The 17,945-nt window shown below is 71.3% G+C and carries 10 protein-coding genes; 3 read left to right on the forward strand and 7 right to left on the reverse strand.

All coding sequences use genetic code 11. The features are described from left to right. Positions 1 to 9 precede the first annotated feature (9 nt). Positions 10 to 4,296 (forward strand): hypothetical protein, encoded by a 4,287-nt coding sequence (locus tag F0U44_RS13280; RefSeq protein ID WP_149728736.1) that lies wholly within the window; start codon positions 10 to 12, stop codon positions 4,294 to 4,296. On the opposite strand, the gene F0U44_RS13285 is transcribed toward F0U44_RS13280, so the two are convergent. The 6 genes from F0U44_RS13285 to F0U44_RS13310 all read right to left on the reverse strand — a co-directional run bounded on the left by F0U44_RS13285 (position 4,284) and on the right by F0U44_RS13310 (position 13,806). Further along, positions 4,284 to 7,823, reverse strand: a complete 3,540-nt coding sequence (locus F0U44_RS13285) for an ATP-binding protein (protein WP_188113470.1) — start codon at positions 7,821 to 7,823, stop codon at positions 4,284 to 4,286. The genes F0U44_RS13280 and F0U44_RS13285 overlap by 13 nt on opposite strands. A gap of 100 nt (positions 7,824 to 7,923) precedes the next feature. After that, positions 7,924 to 8,421 (reverse strand): O-acetyl-ADP-ribose deacetylase, encoded by a 498-nt coding sequence (locus tag F0U44_RS13290; RefSeq protein WP_149728738.1) that lies wholly within the window; start codon positions 8,419 to 8,421, stop codon positions 7,924 to 7,926. Between the two features lie 30 nt (positions 8,422 to 8,451). Beyond that, positions 8,452 to 8,757 carry a DUF1905 domain-containing protein gene (locus F0U44_RS13295; RefSeq protein WP_246160447.1) on the reverse strand — a complete coding sequence of 102 codons (306 nt, stop codon included), beginning with the start codon at positions 8,755 to 8,757 and terminating at the stop codon, positions 8,452 to 8,454. Then, positions 8,754 to 9,725, reverse strand: coding sequence for a hypothetical protein (locus F0U44_RS13300; protein ID WP_223163673.1), 972 nt, complete (start codon positions 9,723 to 9,725; stop codon positions 8,754 to 8,756). The genes F0U44_RS13295 and F0U44_RS13300 overlap by 4 nt, the downstream gene beginning before the upstream one ends. After that, positions 9,722 to 10,957 (reverse strand): class I SAM-dependent methyltransferase, encoded by a 1,236-nt coding sequence (locus F0U44_RS13305; RefSeq protein ID WP_149728741.1) that lies wholly within the window; start codon positions 10,955 to 10,957, stop codon positions 9,722 to 9,724. The genes F0U44_RS13300 and F0U44_RS13305 overlap by 4 nt, the downstream gene beginning before the upstream one ends. 104 nt (positions 10,958 to 11,061) lie before the next feature. Further along, a complete protein-coding gene (locus F0U44_RS13310; protein WP_246160449.1) occupies positions 11,062 to 13,806 on the reverse strand; it encodes an FAD-binding and (Fe-S)-binding domain-containing protein in 2,745 nt (914 codons plus the stop codon). Positions 13,807 to 13,912: 106 nt separating this feature from the next. Here F0U44_RS13310 and F0U44_RS13315 point away from each other — a divergent pair, with 106 nt between their 5' ends. Then, positions 13,913 to 15,616: a hypothetical protein gene (locus F0U44_RS13315; protein ID WP_149728743.1), complete on the forward strand. Its 1,704-nt coding sequence runs from the start codon at positions 13,913 to 13,915 to the stop codon at positions 15,614 to 15,616. Positions 15,617 to 15,631: 15 nt separating this feature from the next. Here the strand turns inward: F0U44_RS13315 and F0U44_RS13320 are convergent, their stop codons facing one another. Continuing rightward, complete coding sequence (locus F0U44_RS13320; RefSeq protein WP_149728744.1) at positions 15,632 to 16,897, reverse strand: hydroxyacid-oxoacid transhydrogenase; 1,266 nt, start codon at positions 16,895 to 16,897, stop codon at positions 15,632 to 15,634. Between the two features lie 178 nt (positions 16,898 to 17,075). On the opposite strand from F0U44_RS13320, the gene F0U44_RS13325 reads away from it, so the two are divergent. Further along, complete coding sequence (locus F0U44_RS13325) at positions 17,076 to 17,894, forward strand: Calx-beta domain-containing protein (protein ID WP_149728745.1); 819 nt, start codon at positions 17,076 to 17,078, stop codon at positions 17,892 to 17,894. Positions 17,895 to 17,945 lie beyond the last annotated feature (51 nt).

Raw genomic sequence — 17,945 nt, forward strand, 5'->3', positions numbered from 1 at the left:
CTAGGAGGCATGGTGCGGCGCCAGACGATCACGTTGACCCCGTTGCCGAACGGCAGGGCACCCGGCGGCAAGGTGCGGCTCTCGGTCCACATCGCACCGCGCCTCGAGACCGACGAGGACGGCGCCCACCCGGTCCTCGGCCAGTTCCCCGACTTCGCGCGATGGGTCCAGCTCTCGCAGGAGGCCGGCCTGACCTTCCAGGTGAAGTTCGGCGGCGACGACCCCGTCGACGCGACCTTCGACGAGGCGCACGAACCCGACCCGTCCCTCTGGGAGGCGATCTTCCGCGACGACTGCGGCGTCCAGCCCCTGCACTTCAAGGACTTCGACGGGCAGAAGCTCCGGTCGTTCCCAGCGGCGAACATCCACAAGTACCTCAAGAACCTCTACACCTCCTTCGGCCTCAGTGACCCGACCGAGTTCCCGACGGCCCACGCGCTGCTCGCGGGCGGCGCTCTCGGCACGTTCGCGTCCGACCCGACCGACGAGGTCCGCTCGCGGCTCCACCAGAAGGTCGAGCAGCTGATCGCCGTACCGTCCGGGCCGGCACCCAGGATCGGCGTCATCGCTCCGCACGCCTACAGCCCGGCCAGTGTCGGCGTCGACATCACCCAGGTCCAGATCCTGCACCGCCCACGCCCGAAGGGGACGCACCGCGTGCCCTACACCGCGCCGCCCGACTTCGACTTCCACCAAGGCATCGCCGCACTCGCCGCCCACCCCCAGCTGCTCCGCCGACTCGGCCTGGTCCGGGACCTGCTGGTGACCCCGTCCGCGAGCTACACGGCGGCCACCGAGGTCCAGGTGTTCATCAAGGACGACCGTTTCCTGCTCTATCCGGTGGGCTCGGCCACCTACAGCAGCCGCATCGTCAGTACGCGCACCCGCTACCGCTCGACGACCTTCACGGCCGCGCCGCGGACCAAGGACCCGCTGCTGTTCGCCCGGCGGCTCAACCTCAGCGACCCCCGGCGCTACGACGTCGCTGACGTCGACCTCGACGGGGCGGCGCTGAAGGTGGTCGGCGCGGCGTCGACGATCGGCAGGTCGGTCAAGGCAGCTGTCGCGAGCCCGCTGACCTCGGACCGGCACCCGCTCCCCGCGATGCGATCAGAAGGTCTGGTACTCCTGCAGGTGGGCCGCGCCTCCAGCCTGCAGGCGGAGATGAAGCGGCAGCGCAGCTACCACGATCTCCTCCTCGCGGGTCAGCCGCCGGTGCTCGACGCGGAGGACCTCGTGCGCGGCTACTACCTCGACGTCTGGGACGACACCGCCGGCCACTGGTCGCCGCTCGGGATGCGCAACGTGGTCTACACCCCCGTCGGCCAAGACCCGCTCGAGGTCGAGGACGAGGGCGCGGTGACGATGGCGGTCACCACGGACGGCCAGGGCTCACCGCTGCCCGACGTGTTCGTCCCTGAGACGCTGGCCAAGTGGAGCGGGTGGAGCGTGGTCGCTCCGCGTCCTGGCCGGGCGCTGGCGAAGGACCTCGACGACGGGATGGTCGGTCGGACCGACACGTCCGAGGCGACTGCCATCAAGCTCGGCATCACCACGACGGTGCCGAAGCCCGGCTCCGACCTCCCGAAGCTCCCGAGCCTGCGCTACGGACGGTCCTACCGATTCCGGGCCCGGGCGGCGGACTTCGCCGGCAACAGCGAGCCGTTTACCGACATCAACGGTGACAATCGTGGGTCCACGCCGCTGACGGTCTACAGCCGCTACGAGCCGGTGCCACCGCCGATCGTGCTCAAGCACGAGGATCCGACGCCCGGCGACGGCGTGCTGCGGATGGTGATCCGCAGCGACTACGACGAGGTCCCCGGCAACGCCGACCCGGCCTACCGCCACCTCGTCCCGCCCGTCGCCAGTCAGCTCGTCGTCGAGCAGGCCGGAGTCCTCGACACACCCGAAGGCCGGCTCGACCCGGGCACCTACGAGGTCCTCCGGGTTCGCGACGGCAACCGGTTGGACAACCCCGATGCCAACAACTACTACCCCGACCCGACCAGCCCCTTCAACGAGCACAGCTCGCCCGAGCTGATCTACCCGGACGACTTCGTCAACGTCACCCACCTCCCCGACCCGTTCTCGCGCGGCGCGGTCTTCTACGGTCTGCCGTTCGGCACCACCAAGGTCGGCGGACACGAGCCCGCGGGAGGCACCGCCCACCTGAGCTGGAACCTCGAGGGCGACACCTGGGACACGGTGCTGGCCAACCGGATCCGGCTCTCCGAGCCGAGGGGCGTCACCAACAAGGCCGACTACGCCCACCGGATCCTGACGTTCGGACGCAACCAGGAGCTGCGGGTCTTCCTGCCCAAGGCGACGGTGGTGCGCACCAAGCTGAGCTCGTTCCTCTCCTTGAACGGTGTCGGACCGACCTCCGACGTCGACCGGATGGGGATCTGGCGGTGGCTGCTCGCCGGCGCCGCCGAGGCCGGGCTCAGCACCGGCGCGCAGAACGACCTCAAGAAGCTGGTCGCCGCCGGCGCTCATTGGATGATCTCTCCGAGCGTCGAGATCGAGCTCGTGCACGCCGTACGTCGTCCGCTGCTGCGGCCCACCTTCACCACCACGAAGCAAACCCGCAAGGACGCACACGGCGACGACGTCGACGCTGACTTCGCGAACGTCGCCGCGGATCGCCAGCCCGGAGAGACGGCCGCCCACTGGACCGGGACAATGCAGGTCTCGGGTCGCAGCACGGCCCGGGTCAACGTCATCGCCGACTGGCACGAAGACATCGACAACGTCGACCTCCCGTCGTGGGACACCGTCGGTTTCCATGCTCAGCCGTGCTCCTTCACCTACGACAGCGACGACCACGAGCTGTTCCCGATCGCGGCGGCGAACGGCAAGCCGGTCCCCATCCGGGCCGACACCGTGCGCGGTCTCGGACTCCACGAGCTGCACGACACCCGGCACCGGATGGTCACCTACACCGTCGAGGCAGTGAGCCGGTTCGCCGAGGAGTTCACGAAGACCATCACCCCCGCGATCGGCCCGCTGCGCAAGCAGAAGTTCGCCGACAACGCTCTCGTGCCGGGCTACACGCGGATCAGCGACAACGGGGTGACCTACGAGGAGGGCACCGACTTCCTCATCAACGACCCGGCGCCGGGGTGGATCCGGGTGCCTGTCGGATCGCCCGTCTCCACGGGCCACCCGATCACCCTGACCTTCCTGGAAGGTCCGGTCAGCCGGTTCAGCACCGAGCCGGCGACGCAGACCGAGCGTACGACGACCACGGTCAACGTGCTCTCCACCGCCAGGCCGAAGGCGCCGCAGGTCGAGTACCTGATCCCGGCGTACGAGTGGACACCGTTGAACAAGCGACCCAACGCCGACACGACCACCCGGCAGGGCAACCGCCTGCGGGTGTGGCTGGGGCGCCCCTGGTTCAGCTCCGGTGACGGCGAGCAGCTGGCCGTCATCTGCCCGACCGCCGGCGTTCAGCCCGACGCGATGGACCCGCTGCACACCTACGTCTCCCTCATCGGGATGGATCCGGTGTGGGGCGACGTCCGATGGGAGGGCAAGGACCTGGAAGGCAGAACTGGCTTCGGGGTCCCGACCCGCACCGTGCTGAAGCCCGCGAACTTCCCCCTCGCCGACCGGAAGATCGACTCGGGCATCTTCCTCGAAGGCATCCCGAGCCTCCCGGGCGCAGCACCGCCGACCCTCGGCGCCGCCGTCCACGACGTGCACTACGACCGCGAGCGCAAGCTCTGGTACTGCGACATCCAGATCAGTCCGGCCGACGGCAAGGCCCAGCCTTATCTCCCGTTCGTGCAGCTGGCGCTGGCCCGCTTCCAGGCCAGCTCGCTCAACGACGACGGCGTCGACCTCCGTCTCTCGCCGATCGTCGTCGCCGAGCTGGTGCAGCTGGCTCCCGACCGGGTCCTGACCATCACCAAGAAGAAGGGCCGGGTCAGCCGCCTCAACATCTCCGGCACCAGCTACAAGTCGACCCCGGCCACCGACCACCGCCACGTCGACGACCAGGGCTACGTCGGGAGCGTGCGGGGACCCGCACGCATGACGTGGGAGATCCAGACGCCGCGCGTCGGCATGGACCCGGACACGTTCCCCGACACGGCGTGGGAACGGGTCGGCGTCACCCACGTGATGCCCGGCACCGTCGACCACAACGGCCTCGCCTCGTGGACGGTCGACAAGCCGGTCCTGGTCGGCAACCGCCCGGCACGGCTGGTCTTCACCGAGTACGAGGAGTACGACGACACCGGGGACAACCCGGGCCGCGTGGTCTTCACGGCGACCTACCCGCTCTGAGCCCTGCCGATCAGGTCGGCGGCCCGCTGAGCCAGGCCCGCCATCCCGAGGTCGCCCGCGGCCTCCCGGATGCGGGCCAGCTCGACGAGCGCCTTGGCCGCGGTCGTCTTCCGACCCAGCCCGATCCGAGCCCGTTCGAGCGCGGCCCGGAGCGCCAGCGGCTGGGCGCCCATGGCGGTCGCCAGGCGGTGCGCCTCGCCGAAGTGCTGGTCGGCTGTCCGCGTGCTCCCGAGCACGTCGGCGAGCAGGCCGAGGTAGAAGTCGACGGGACCGCTGCAGAAGCCGACCCAGACCAGGCCGTTGCGGCCCGCGTGCGGAGCCAGCAGGTCGTGGATCTCCTGCGCTGCCTTGCGATCGCCCACCGTGGCAGCCGCACTGGCCAGCAGGCTGAGCGCGGCGAGCCAGGCGATGTCCTGCTTGATCTTGTCGAAGCCGGTGGCTGCGAAGTCCGCCAAGAGCCCGCGGGCCTTGTCGTGCTCGCCGCACTCGGCGGCGATCCAGGTGCGGGCGGCGTCGAGCGCCGGGATCTCGCCGAAGCTGATGCCGACGTCGTCGATGAGCGGCGCGAGCTCGTGCAGCCGGCCCCACTCGAAGAAGAGCCACAAGGTCTGCAGGCCGTGCAGCTGGGCCGCCCCCTCGGTGCCGCTGCCGACGCCCTCGGCGACACCGGCCTGCGACAACCGCTCGGCCTCGTCGAACCGTCCCGACATCATGGCCCGCAGCGCCGGGAGGAAGTGGGCGTGCCAGCGGTAGTAGGGCTGGCGCAGGCGGGCGGACACGTGGAGGTAGCGGCGGATCGAGTCGTCCGCGGACTCGACGTCGGCGAGGCAGAGCTGGTCGAGGGCCGAGAAGATGTGGGCGTCGGCCTCCCGGGCGGGCTGCTTGAGCCGGCGGGCGAGCATGAGGATCTCCTCGCTCCCCTGGATCCGTTGCTCCTCCCAACCCGGCACCCACAACGCGAGCTGGCGGTCGGTGAGGGCGTCGAGCAGGACCTCGTCGTCGCCGGAGGCGCGCGCGAGCGCGACCGCGCTGTCGCTCAGCTCCCGGCGGCGTTCGACCGGAGCCGACCAGTAGCTGACGATGCCGAGGCGACCGAGCAGCGCCGCGCGCAGCGAGGGGTGCTCGGTGAGCCCGGCCAGAGCCTCCTGGAGCTCCTCCTCCAGCTCGGTGTCGGGCGCTGAGGCGGCGAACCCCTGGGTGGCGGCTCCGTTGTTGCGCCAGCGGCCAAGCACTGCTCGCGCGAAGAGCTCGCCGTCGCGTTCGGCGCGCGCGAGCACCAGCGCCTGCCGGCAGGCGTCCTCGGCGCCCTCGCCGTCGCCGACCCACCAGCGCGCGGCACCGAGCTCGATGAGGAGATCGGCCCGGTCGTGGGCGGTCCCGCGGGACTCGGCGAGCAGCAGCGCCCGTTCGAGGAGCTCGATCGCGTCCTCGAAGGCCAGTGCGCGCTGGGCCTCGATCGCCGCCAGCCGGGAGTAGCGCATCGCCTTCTCGACGTCGCCCAAGGCGGCGGCCTCGTGGAAGTGGCGGGCGAGCTGAGCAGGGGTGCCGGAGCCGCTCTCCTCGAGCAACAGGCCGATGAGCTGGTGGAGCCCGGGCCGGGTCGCGGTGCTCAGCTGGTCGTGCAGCGACCGCCGCACCAGGGCGTGCGCGAACGCGTAGCGGCCCGGCACGCCCGGTACCTCGTGGACCAGGCCGCCGTCGACCGCACGGGACAGGATCTCGGCGGTGTTCTTCGGGGAACGTTCCGCTGCCTCGGCCACCAGGGTCAGGTCGAACTCGCGACCGATGACCGAGGCCACCCCCAGCACCTGTTCGATGTCCTCGCCGAGCTTCGTCACGCGTCGAGCCACCACCTGGCGGATCCGCAGCGGCACGGCGGCGCCGCGCACCAGGTCGATATCGGTGCGTGACGGGGCCGACCGGGTACGGCCGGCTTCGTCGAGGTGACGCGCGAGCTCCAAGAGGAAGAGCGGGTTGCCGGCGGTCTCCTCGTGGAGGGCGACGACGAGCTGTTCCTCGACCTCCCTCCCGAGCGCGACGGCCGCGAGCTCAGCCGACGACTCCAGCGGCAGACCGGCGACCTCGACGATGTCGACCGTCGCGGTGCGCCGCAGGTCGGCGATGACGTCGGCGGTCGGTCCGGGCGCGTCGATCGCGTGGGTGCGGCAGGTGGCGAGCACGACGAACTGCTCACCCTCGAGCCGCCGCACCAGGTAGCGCAGCAGCGCCAACGTCGGGGCGTCCGCCCAGTGCAGGTCCTCGAGCGCGAGGACGACCGGACGGGTGCGCGCCAGGGCGCGCAGCAGGTCGGCGACCGCGTCGAACGCGGCGAGCCGGTCCGGTTGGGCCGAGGCACGCGACGTGCCGTTGAGACCGATGAGCGCACCGACCCGGTCGAGGACGTCCTCGTCGACCTCGGCACCGTAGGACCGCACGGGGTGCTGCTTCAGTAGCCACCGAATCCCCTCCGAGAAGGGCTGGTACGGCGTCAGCGGCTCCTCGTCGCACCGGCCGAAGAGCACGTGGCGGTCGGCACCGGCGTCCCGCGCCACGGCCGTCATCAGGCGCGACTTCCCGATGCCCGGGTCGCCGGCCAGCAGCACCACACCCGCCGGGCGGTCGGCGTCGGTTGCGAGGACGGTTGCCAGCCGTCGTACCTCCGCGTCGCGGCCGACCAGCGCCACCCCCGGCGCGTTGGCCAGCGCCGGCGGCAGCGGCAGCACGTCGGTCGGCGGTCGGCTGCGGTGCCCGTTGCCCGCGACGACCGGTGCTCCTCCGTTGCGGTCGAGCGCCGGGTCCTGCGAAAGGATCGCGCTCTCGAGGCGGCGCAGCTCGGGAGTCGGCTCGAAGCCGAGCTCCTCCACCGTGAGCGCGCGCAGCGCCTGGTAGGACGCCAACGCGTCCGCCTGCCGACCGGACCGGTAGAGCGCCAGCATCCGCTGCGCCCAGAAGCGCTCGTGGAACGGGTGCTCGTTGATGAGGTGGTCGAGCTCGGGGACCAGCTCGGACGAACGGCCGGCGGCGAGCTCGGCGTCGAACAGGCTCTCCAGCGCGGACGACCTATGGTCGGCCAGCCGGGTCGCCTCGGCCCGGAGCATCGGCGAGCTGATGTCGGCGAACGCGTCGCCTCGCCACAGCGCTAGTCCCGATCTGATCTGGCTGGCGGCCTCGTCGGGCTCACCGCGGTCGAGGCTGCGCCGCCCGGCGGCCACCAGGGCGGTGAACTGACCCATGTCCGACTCATGGTCGGCGAGGTCGAAGACGTAGCCCTTGCCCGACGTCGTCAGCCGAGGTGCCAGCACATCACCGAGCTGACGACGCAGCCGGGAGACGAAGACGTGGATGCCGGCCAGGGCGGACTCGGGGGCTCCGTCGGGCCACAGCTCGGGCAGGAGCGTGGTGGCGCTGACCACGTGGCGTTCATGGGCGACGAGGATCGCGAAGAGACAGCGTTCCTTCTGGCCGGTGAGCTGGATGCCGATGTCCTCGAAGAGCACTTCGAGCGCGCCCAACACCAACACCAACATCGAGTCCCCCATGCCTTCGCAGCAGCACTGATACCCGAGTCAGCCCTGCCAGCATGATCGACGGTGGTTGCATCGTCAATCAGTCAAAAGGCCGATCTTTTTACTCTGCAAGGCGTGCGTTGACACGTTGGAACGTGCCCAAGCCGAACGCCACGATCCGTGCGGTCTCGACCTGGGAGGGGGTCTCGCGGAGCGTCTCGACGGCGGCGCTGATCGCATCAGCCATCGGCCAGCCGTAGACCCCGGCGCTGATCAGCGGGAAGGCGATCGTCCGGGCGCCCAGCTCGTCGGCCACCTCCAACGCTCGCCGGTAGCACGACGTCAGCAACCCGCGGTCGCGCTGACCCGCGTTGAAGTTGGGCCCGACCACGTGGATCACCCAGCTGGCCGGCATCTCACCGGCGGTGGTCCACCCGGCGTCGCCGGTCGCGAGTCCTCGCGGGAACCTCCGGATGCAGTCGTCGAGGACAGCAGGACCCCCGGCCCGGTGGATCGCGCCGTCCACCCCGCCACCGCCGCGCATCCCGTTGTTGGCGGCGTTGACGACCGCGTCGACCTGCTGTGTGGTGATGTCGCCCTCGACGGCCTCGATCTCCATACGGCCAGGGTGGCACGTTCCGCCTGGTTCTCAGGCGAGGCGCAGCCGCACCTGCGCCGTGCCGTCGTCGCTCAACCCCTCCGCCACCCGCACGGCCTTCTTGATCGGCAGCACATAGGTCTTCTGCTCGGCGCTCGGGAAGATCGAGGTGCGCCACGTGGTCGCGCCGATCGTGACCTCGACCCGCACGCTGCCGAAGCCCTTCCCCGGACCCGCAACCGCCTCGATCTCGTCGGAGGCGTCGAACGGGAGGCTGACGAAGTACCAGGCTCCGGACTTCGTCTCGTCCTTCGCCTCCCACCGCCACAGCGGTGCAGTGAAGTCGTAGGTCGTCACCGGCGCGGCCTGAGCGACCGACCCAGGACGAGCAACAGGACGACCCCCACGACCCCGCCGAGCGCCCATGGCCAGTACGGCCGGGTGCCGTCCTGGTCGACGACGTCGTCGCGCGCCGACGTGCCCGGCTCACCGTCGCGGTCAGGCCGCTTCGTGCCCGACACCTCGGCCTGGACCTTCTTCGGCAGGGCGAACGACAACACGTCGCTGTGCTGGCCTTCCGAGCTCAGGAAGACCCGGTCGCGGTCGTCGACCGCGATGCCCTCCCCCTGCTCCTGCGCGGGCAGGTCCATCCGAGCGACCTCCCTCAGCGAGGGCCACCGGTAGACCGCAGCGGTGAAGTAGCCGCGCAGGATGAAGTGCTTGCCGTCGGGGAAGAACGCGCCGTCGGTCGCGATCGGCAGCAGGTCGTCGCCGCGCACCGTCAGCTCGTTGGTGCCGTCGGGATCGAGGCGGGCAGGAGCGGCGTACATCCGCCCGATGATGTCCTTGTCGACGATGAGCACCTGGCCGGTGACCGGGTGGACCAGCAGCGCCTCGGCGTCGTGGGCGCCGTCGGGGTAGGCGACGTCGTAGGTGAAAGGGGCGACCGGCCCGTCCTGGCCGAAGGGCACCTTCAGCAGCTGCACCGAGTCGCGGGCTTCCTCGTTGTCGCCGATGTCGCCGACCAGCAGGTCGCCCGAGGGCAGCGGGGCGATGGACTCCACGTCAGTGGGCTCACCGTCCCAGGAGGTCACTGCGACCGTCTCCCCGCGCAGGTTGACCGTGAACACGCGGCCGGAGTCACCGGAGTCGTTGATGGTCGCGAACAACCCGTCCTCGACGACCAACCCGCTGGACTCGATGATCTCCGCGTCCTGGAACGAGAACACGACGCGATCGGGAGGCGCCACGTCACCGCTGACGGTCAGACCGATCCCGAACGGCAGCAGCGCCAGGACCGAGAGCAGCTTCTCCAACCTGCTCACCCCACGTCCGGGCCGCGCCCCAGCAGGGTCGCGAGGCGTGGCGTGACCTGCCAGGTCGCAACGAGGTCGTCATAGTCCTGGCGCAGCTCGCCCTGACCTGCTCGACGACCGGTGCGCACGGCGCGCAGCAGCGTGTTGCGGGGCGTGTGCTGGCTCTCGACGAACTGCACCACGTCGACCCGGTAGCCCTCGAGCCGCAGCAGCATCTCGCGGACGGCGTCGGTCAGGGTGTCGGCGAAGCGCTCGCGCAAGATGCCGTGGCGCGTCAACGAGGAGTACGGCGCCGGGGTCGGTGCCGCCCGCAGCTGGGCCGCGATGTCGTGGTGGCAGCAGGGCGCGGCCAGCACGAGCGGCGCCTCCCACGCGACCGCCCGGGCGAGCGCCTCGTCGGTGGCGGTGTCGCAGGCGTGCAGTGCCAGCACGACGTCGGGACGCTGGTCGCGATCGGGCAGCACGGCGTCCTGGATCGTCCCGACGACGAAGTCGGCCTCGATGCCCAGCTCCTGGGCCACCCGCGCGTTGTGCTGAGCCGACTGCTCCTTGACGTCGACGCCGATCAACCGGACCGGGAGACCGCGCTGCTCGGTGAGGTAGCGGTGCGCGGCGAAGGTCAGGTAGCCGTTGCCGCACCCGAGGTCGACGATCCGGAGCGGGTCCTCGGCCGTCGGCCGGCGCAGCTGGCTCCCGAGCGCCTCGGTGATCGCCGTATCCAGGAGACGCACGAACTCCTCGACCTGGCGGTACTTCGCCTGCCGGCTCGGCTTGATCCGCCCCTGCGCGTCGGCGATGCCGAGCACGGCGAGCACCGGGTCGTCGGCCGGGAGCAGGCGCTCCTTCTCCCGGTCGTGTCCGCGGTCGGCCTCGACCGGCGCCGCCTGCGCGGTCGAGTGCGTGATCAGGTCGAGCTTCTTGGTGACCCGCGACTGGTGCACCTCGGTCGTCGTCTCGACGTGCCAGTTGCCGAAGGCGTCGGCCAGCAGCGCATCGACAGCCTCGGCAGCGGCGTCGCCGACGAGGTGGTTAGAGGTGTGGGCCTGCGTGGCGTCGTAGGCCGTGACCTGGAGGTGGCGCCCTGCCTTCAGGTCGACCCACCGCAGCTCGACGCGTCGCCACTGCGGCTGGCGTCCCTTCTGGCGGCCGCTCGCGAGCGCGCGCACCAGGGAGTCGGGGTCGAGCACGTGGTCGCGCACCCGGGCGAGCCCGTCATCGAGAGAGTCGGTGCGACTGCTCATTTCATGACGGCAGCGACGAGGACGATGATCAGGAGGGCGCCCAGCGCGACCGGGATGACGAGTCGACGGTGGCGCGGGTTCACCCGGTCAATCTACCGACCCGGCTACCGACCCGGTTGTTGCGGCCGGAGGAGCTCTCCCAGGTGGAGCGCCCGGACCCCGGCGAGGTCGTCGAGCTGGAGCGCGCACGAAAGCCCGTCGGCGAGGATCACCGTGTCAGGGTCGGCCTCCAGCGCCGCTCGTACGGCGGGCAGCAGGTGCGACTCCGCGACCGCCACCGACGCGTCGTAGTGCCCCTTCTCCACGCCCCAGTTGCCGGCCAGCCCGCAGCACCCCGGCACCGCGGTCACGGTCGCGCCGGCCCGCTCGAGCAACGCCTTGTCGGCGCTCCAGCCGATGACCGAGGAGTGGTGGCAGTGCGGCTGGGCGACCACGTGGGTCCCAGCGAGGGCGGGCAGCGGCAGGTCGAGTCGGGTGATCAGCTCGGCGAGCGTCACGACGCCGAGACCGGCGTCGGACCGCAACGCGGCCGTGCACGACGGCTCGATGCCGAGCACCGGGACCCCGCTGTCGAGGTACGGCGTCAGCACCTCCCGTGTGCGCTCGAGGATCCGCTCCGCCTGATCGCGCTGGCCGGTCGAGGTCCAGGTGAGCGCGCAGCACGCGCGCTCGTCGATGACACGAGCGGTCAGGCCCACGCTCTCCAGGTAGTCGAGGACGGCGAGACCCGGCCCGGTGCGGAAGTACTCGGTGAACGAGTCGGCCCACACCCACACGTCCACACCGCCGGCCCGGCCCTGGACCTTCTCCAGCGTCCAGGTCGGCGCGACCTTGCGGAACCGCTTCGTCGCCAGCGGCGGCAGCGACCGGCGGCTGTCGACACCGGCGACCGACTTGGCCAACGCGGCGAACGGACCGCCGCGCAGGGCGACGTTGCCGAGGCGCGCCATCGGCGCCCCGAGCCGCGCCCACCGCGGCAGGCGCCCCATCACGTAGTGCGAGCGCGGTCGACGGCGTCCGGCGTAGGTCTGGTGGAGGACCTCGGACTTGTAGTCCGCCATGTCCACGCCGGTCGGGCAGTCGGTCGCACATCCCTTGCAGGACAGGCAGAGGTCGAGCGCCTCGTGCACCGCAGGGTCGGCAAGACCACCGGCGAGCCCGCCGGTGACGGCCTCCTGCAGCACCCGGGCGCGGCCGCGGGTGGAGTCCTTCTCGTCCCGGGTCGCGACGTAGGACGGACACATCACCCCGCCGGGCGACGGAGCCACGCACTTGCCCACGCCGGTGCAGCGGTGGACGCCGGTGGCGAGGGCGCTCCCCTCGAGGACGGGGAGCACGGCCCGGACCGGGCGCAGGTCGGCGTCGAATGGCACCGGGTCGACGAGCACGCCCGGGTTGAGGAGGCCGGCCGGGTCGGCCGCGTGCTTGATCGCGGCGAAGAGGGCGAGCGAGGTGTCGTCGTACATGGTCGACAAGAGCTCGGAGCGGGCCCGGCCGTCGCCGTGCTCCCCGGAGAGCGAACCGCCGTGCTCCTTGAGGCGCTCGGCGCAGGCCACGAGGAACTCGCGGAAGGCACCGGGCCCGCCGGAGAAGTCGAAGTCGATGCGCACGTGCACGCAGCCGTCCCCGAAGTGCCCGTAGGGAACTCCGTCGAGCCCGTGCTCGCGCAGCAGCACGTCGAAGTCGCGCAGCCAGGCCCCGAGCTTCTCGGGAGGTACGGCAGCGTCCTCCCAGCCCGAGTAGGCCGGTCGTGTGAGGCTGCGCGCCGCGAGCCCGGCGCCGTCCTCCCGGATCCGCCAGAGCGCCGCCGCCTCGGCTGCGGTCGGCACCACGCGGGCCTCCAACGCTCCCGAAGCGGCGGCAACCGCGGCCACTCCGCCCGCCCGCTCGGGACCGGCGACCTCGACGAAGAGCCAGCCTCCGCCGCGCGGGAGGTCGGGCACCGCGCTTCCCCGCGCCCGGACGAGCTCCACGATCCGCGAGTCGAGGCCCTCGCACGCGATGATCGCCGCTGGTTGAGGTGCGAGCGGAGCGAGCCTCGAAACCGAGGCGAGGATCGCGGGCACCGCGTCCGCGGCCTCGATCATCGAGGGATAGCCGAGCACCAGCAGGTCGCGCGGCTCCTCCTCCACGAGGGCCACCGTGACCTCCCGCAGCAGGCCGAGGGTGCCCTCGGAGCCCGCGAAGAAGCGCGGCACCGACAGCTTCTCCGGCAGCAGGTGCTCCAGCGAGTAGCCGGACACCTGTCGGGAGAAGCGACCGAACGACGTCCGTACGTGGGCGAGTTCCGCGGCGACGACCGCGGCCAGCCGCGCCTCGACCTCGCCGGGAGCGGCCGCCCGGTCACCCCAGATCACGTCGGCGGCGACGACGGTGTCGGCGGTGCGGCCGTAGCCCAGGGCCCGCGAGCCGCAGGCGTTGTTGCCGACCATCCCGCCGATCGTGCAGCGGGTGTGGGTCGAGGGGTCCGGTCCATACCGCAACCCGTACGGCGCCGCCGCCGTCTGCAGCGAGGCGTGCACGATGCCCGGCTCGACCCGGGCGGTGCGGGCCTCGGCGTCGATCTCGAGCACCCGGTCCAGCCGGCGGGTGTCGACGACGATGCCCTCGCCCACGGCGTTGCCCGCGATCGACGTACCGGCTCCGCGCATCGTGACCGACGTGCCGACGAGGGCCGCAACCTCCAGCACCGCCTCGAGCTCGTCGCGGTGGCGGGGTCGGGCGACGGCCGCCGGGAGGACCCGGTAGAGCGAGGCGTCGGAGGAGTAGAGCGCGCGGGTCAGGGGCGAGCTGTCCGCGTCGACACCATGACGGGCCAGCTCGGCCACCAGGTCCCGGACGTCGCTCACCTGCGCAAATCTAGTGACTTCCTGTGCCGCGCGTTGATCGCGGTTACGTTGTGAGGGCTCCCCACAGTTCCACCCGTCGCCCCCACGACGGATCCTGGAGGCCGCCATGAGCCGATCGCTGACCCGAGTCCTCGTCGTCCTGGCCTGCGCGCTGGCCACCGCACTGAGCCTCGGGAGCCCACCGACGGCCGACGCCGACCGGTCGGCGGGCGAGGCCGGCCGCTCGGTCGCGACCGCGCCACCCGAGGCCGCGACCGCCGCGATCGACGCCGCGTGGCACCACTCGTGCGGGCTGCGCACCAACGGCACCGCGGTCTGCTGGGGCAAGAACACCGACGGGCAGGCGACGGCACCGCCCGGGACGTTCACCAGCATCGCCACCGGCTACAACAACAGCTGCGGCATCCGCACCAACGGCACCATCGTGTGCTGGGGCAAGAACGACCTCGGCCAGTCGACCCCACCGGTCACCACCCTGCGCTACACCGCGATCACCGCGGGCACGGGCCACGCCTGCGCGCTCTCCAGCGGGGGCGGGATCACCTGCTGGGGCGACACCCAGGGCGCGGTCCCCTTCGCCTCCTTCGTCGCGGTGGGCGCCGGCGGCAGCCACACCTGCGGGCTGAAGACCGACGGCACCATCGAGTGCTGGGGCGACAACCTCTTCGGGCAGACCGTCGCACCCACCGGCACCTTCACCAGCCTCGCTGTGGGCGAGCTGCACAACTGCGCCCTGCGCCCCAACGGCATCGCGGAGTGCTGGGGCAGCGACTTCTTCGGGCAGCTGACCGAGCCGACCGACCCGCTCGTGTCGATCTCCGCGGGCGGCCTCCAGAGCTGCGGGATCAAGACCAACGGCATCGCCGTCTGCTGGGGCGGCATCGTCGCACCGCCGCCCGGCACCTTCCTCACGGTGTCGTCCGGTTACGACCACAGCTGCGGGATCAAGTCCGACGGGACCGCCACCTGTTGGGGCACCGACGACGAGGGCGAGGGGACGCCACCGGCGGCGACGACCTACCGGATGCGCGCGGTCAGCGGCGGCGTCACGAGCTCCTGCGGGCTGCAGTCCAACGGCACGGTGAGCTGCTGGGGGTTGGCCAGCGACCCGGTCGTCACCGATGCACCCTCGGGCGCCTTCGTCTCCGTGAGCAACGGCGGCGGTCACGCGTGCGCGGTCCGGGTCACCGGCGTCGTCATGTGCTGGGGCACCAACACGCTCGGCGAGGCCACCGCGCCCTCGGGGACCTTCTCGTCGGTGAGCGCGGGCGCCGACCACACGTGCGGCGTGCGGACCGACGGCACCGTCGCCTGCTGGGGCAACAACGGCTCCGGCCGAGCCACCCCACCCGTCGGCACCTTCCTCCAGGTGAGCGCGGGCGGCGCCCACACCTGCGGGCTCCGCGTCACCTACGTCATCGCCTGCTGGGGCAGCGGCGGCTCCGGCCAGACCACCCCGCCCGTCGGCCGCTTCCAGACGGTCGCCGCCGGCACCAGCCACACCTGCGCCCTGCGCCACAGCGGCGCGATCGTCTGCTGGGGCAACAGCTCGCTCGGCCAGGCCGCCAGCCCCACGGGCGCCTTCACGAGCCTCAGCACCCAGGCCAACCACAACTGCGGCGTGCGCGCCGCCGGCCAGCTGGACTGCTGGGGCTCCGACGCCTACGGCCGGGCGACCCCGCCTGCCGGGTCGTTCCGGTCGGTCAGCGTCGGCACCGACCACAGCTGCGCGGTGAAGGCCAACGGCGGCGTGACCTGCTGGGGCCGCAACCAGGTCGGGCAGAGCACGGTCCCCGCAGCGTTCAGCTGACCGGAGGTCAGCAGCTCACCAGTGCACGAGCGAGGCGCCGATGATGCCGGCCAGGTCGTCCTCGGTGACCTCCTTCGGAGCGGTCGCCAGCAGCCGCTGCTGCTTGATCGCGCCCTCGACCAGGTCGTCGACGTCACTCTCCCCGTAGCCGACCTCGCCGAGGCCGTTGGGGATCCCGACATCGCGCATCAAGGCGGCGAGCGTGCGGGGCAGTACGTCGGCGTCGTTGCCCTCGGCCGCCGGGTCGAGCAGCCGCGCCGCGCGCAGGTGTCGCTCGGGCGAGGCGTCGAAGAGGAAGCGGAAGGCCTCCGGCGCCGTCAGGGCGACCGCCATGCCGTGCGGCACGATCGGCTCGTCCTGGGGATAGCCGGCCGGCCGGAAGTCCCGCACCCGACCGGCGATCGGGTAGGCGTTGGCGTGCGGGATGTGCACCCCCGCGTTGCCGAACCCGAGACCCGCGAAGGTCGCCGCCATCGCCATCTGCTCGGCCACCTCAGGAGCCATCCCGCCCTCCCGCACTGCCGACCGGAACGCACCGGCGAGCAGCCCGAGCGCCCGCTCCGACCACAGGTCGGCGATCGGGTTGGAGCCGCAGTAGGGCACCCGCTGCTCGGGCGTCTTGGCGTCGAAGTCGCCGTACCACCGCGCGGTGTAGCTCTCGAGCGCGTGGCACAAGATGTCCATGCCGGCAGCGGCGGTCACGTTGGGCGGCTGGGTGGCGCTGAGGTCGGGGTCGACGACGGCCAGCCGCGGCCGCAGGGCCGCGTGGCTGATGCCGGTCTTCACCTTCAGCGACAGCACGTCCATCACGCAGATCGTCGTGCTCTCGCTGCCTGTGCCGGTGGTCGTCGGCACCGCGACGAGCGGCAGCAACGGGTGCTGTGGCGCGCGGGCCTTGCCGACCGGTGCGTTGATGTAGTCCATCAGGTCGCCCGGGTTGGTCACGAGCAGCGCGACGGCCTTCGCGGTGTCGATCGAGGACCCGCCGCCGACGGCGACGACCGCGTCGAACGGCCCAGCGTCACGCGCGAACTCGACCGCATGGGTCAGCGACTCGTCGGTCGGCTCCACCCGGCTCTGGTCGTACGTCGTCACGCTCAGCCCGCGCGCGACCAACCCTTCCGCGACGGAGGCGGCGTGCCCCACGGCGGCCACGCCGGGATCGGTCACGAGCAGCACGCGCCGCGCGCCCCAGGTCGTCAGGTCCCAGCCGAACTCGCGCGAGGCGCCCCGGCCGAACTTCAGAGCCGGCGCCGCATAGGTGAAGACGGTTTCACTCACCCGGCAAACCTAGCGCCGCGCCAGGGCTTGTTGACGCTCGAGGGGGCTCGATTCGGCGCTGCGGCGTGGCAGTCATCCCTTCGACTACATTTTCTTGACGCACTCAAATCGAGCAAGTGACACTGGCGTCGTTCCCCGCGGGCCGGGCCGCCTCCACTTCCCTCGAACTGGGGTTTCCATGGTCACGTCCGTCTCCACCCGCATCGGTCTCGGCATCACCGCCGCGACGGCTCTCGCACTGGGTTCCCTCGCGGCTGTCTCCCCGCCCGCACACGCCAATGCCGCTGCTTACTACCTGGTGTCGGACGCCTCCATCGAGGAGAGCGACTCGGGAAAGACCACGATGAATTTCGTGGTCCAACGGCTGGGCGACGTCAACAGCGTGGCCGGGTCGGTGCGGTTCTCCACGGTCAACGGCGATCCTGGGGATTCGGCGTCCGCCCTCTCGCCCAGTGACTACGTCGGCAGGACCAACGTCAAGGTCAAGTTCCCGGTCGGCCAGTCCATCGCGATCGCCACCGTCAAGATCAAGGGCGACATCCTCACCGAGTACGACGAGAACTTCTCGGTCCAGCTGTCCGACCCGGTCGAGGGCGAGCTCATCGATCCCTTCGGCGTCGGCACCATCGCGAACAACGACCCAGGGCTGCCGCCGGCCTACACCGTGAGCGGCGCGATCGGGCCGGAGGGCGACTCGGGCACCTCGAAGCTGGCCTTCACCATCACCCGCCTCGGCAGCACCGCGGTCGCTGGCTCGGTGCGCTACTACACCATGAGTATTCAAGACCATGCGACTCCTGGCGAGGACTTCGTGAACAAGAAGCCCACGAAGGTCAGCTTCCCCAAGGACGTGACGACCAAGAAGGTCTACATCACGATCAAGGGCGACACCGATGTCGAGGACGATGAGCAGTTCCTGGTCGGTCTCAGCGACCCGGTGAACGGGCAGATCGACCCCTTCTCCTACGCCCATGGCCGGATCGACAACGACGACTAGGCCCACCGAGGGACGAGCACGGCGTCGGCTGCATCGGCGCTCGGCGTGACT

This window comes from Nocardioides humilatus (assembly GCF_008373755.1).
Taxonomy (GTDB): Bacteria; Actinomycetota; Actinomycetes; order Propionibacteriales; family Nocardioidaceae; genus Nocardioides; species Nocardioides humilatus.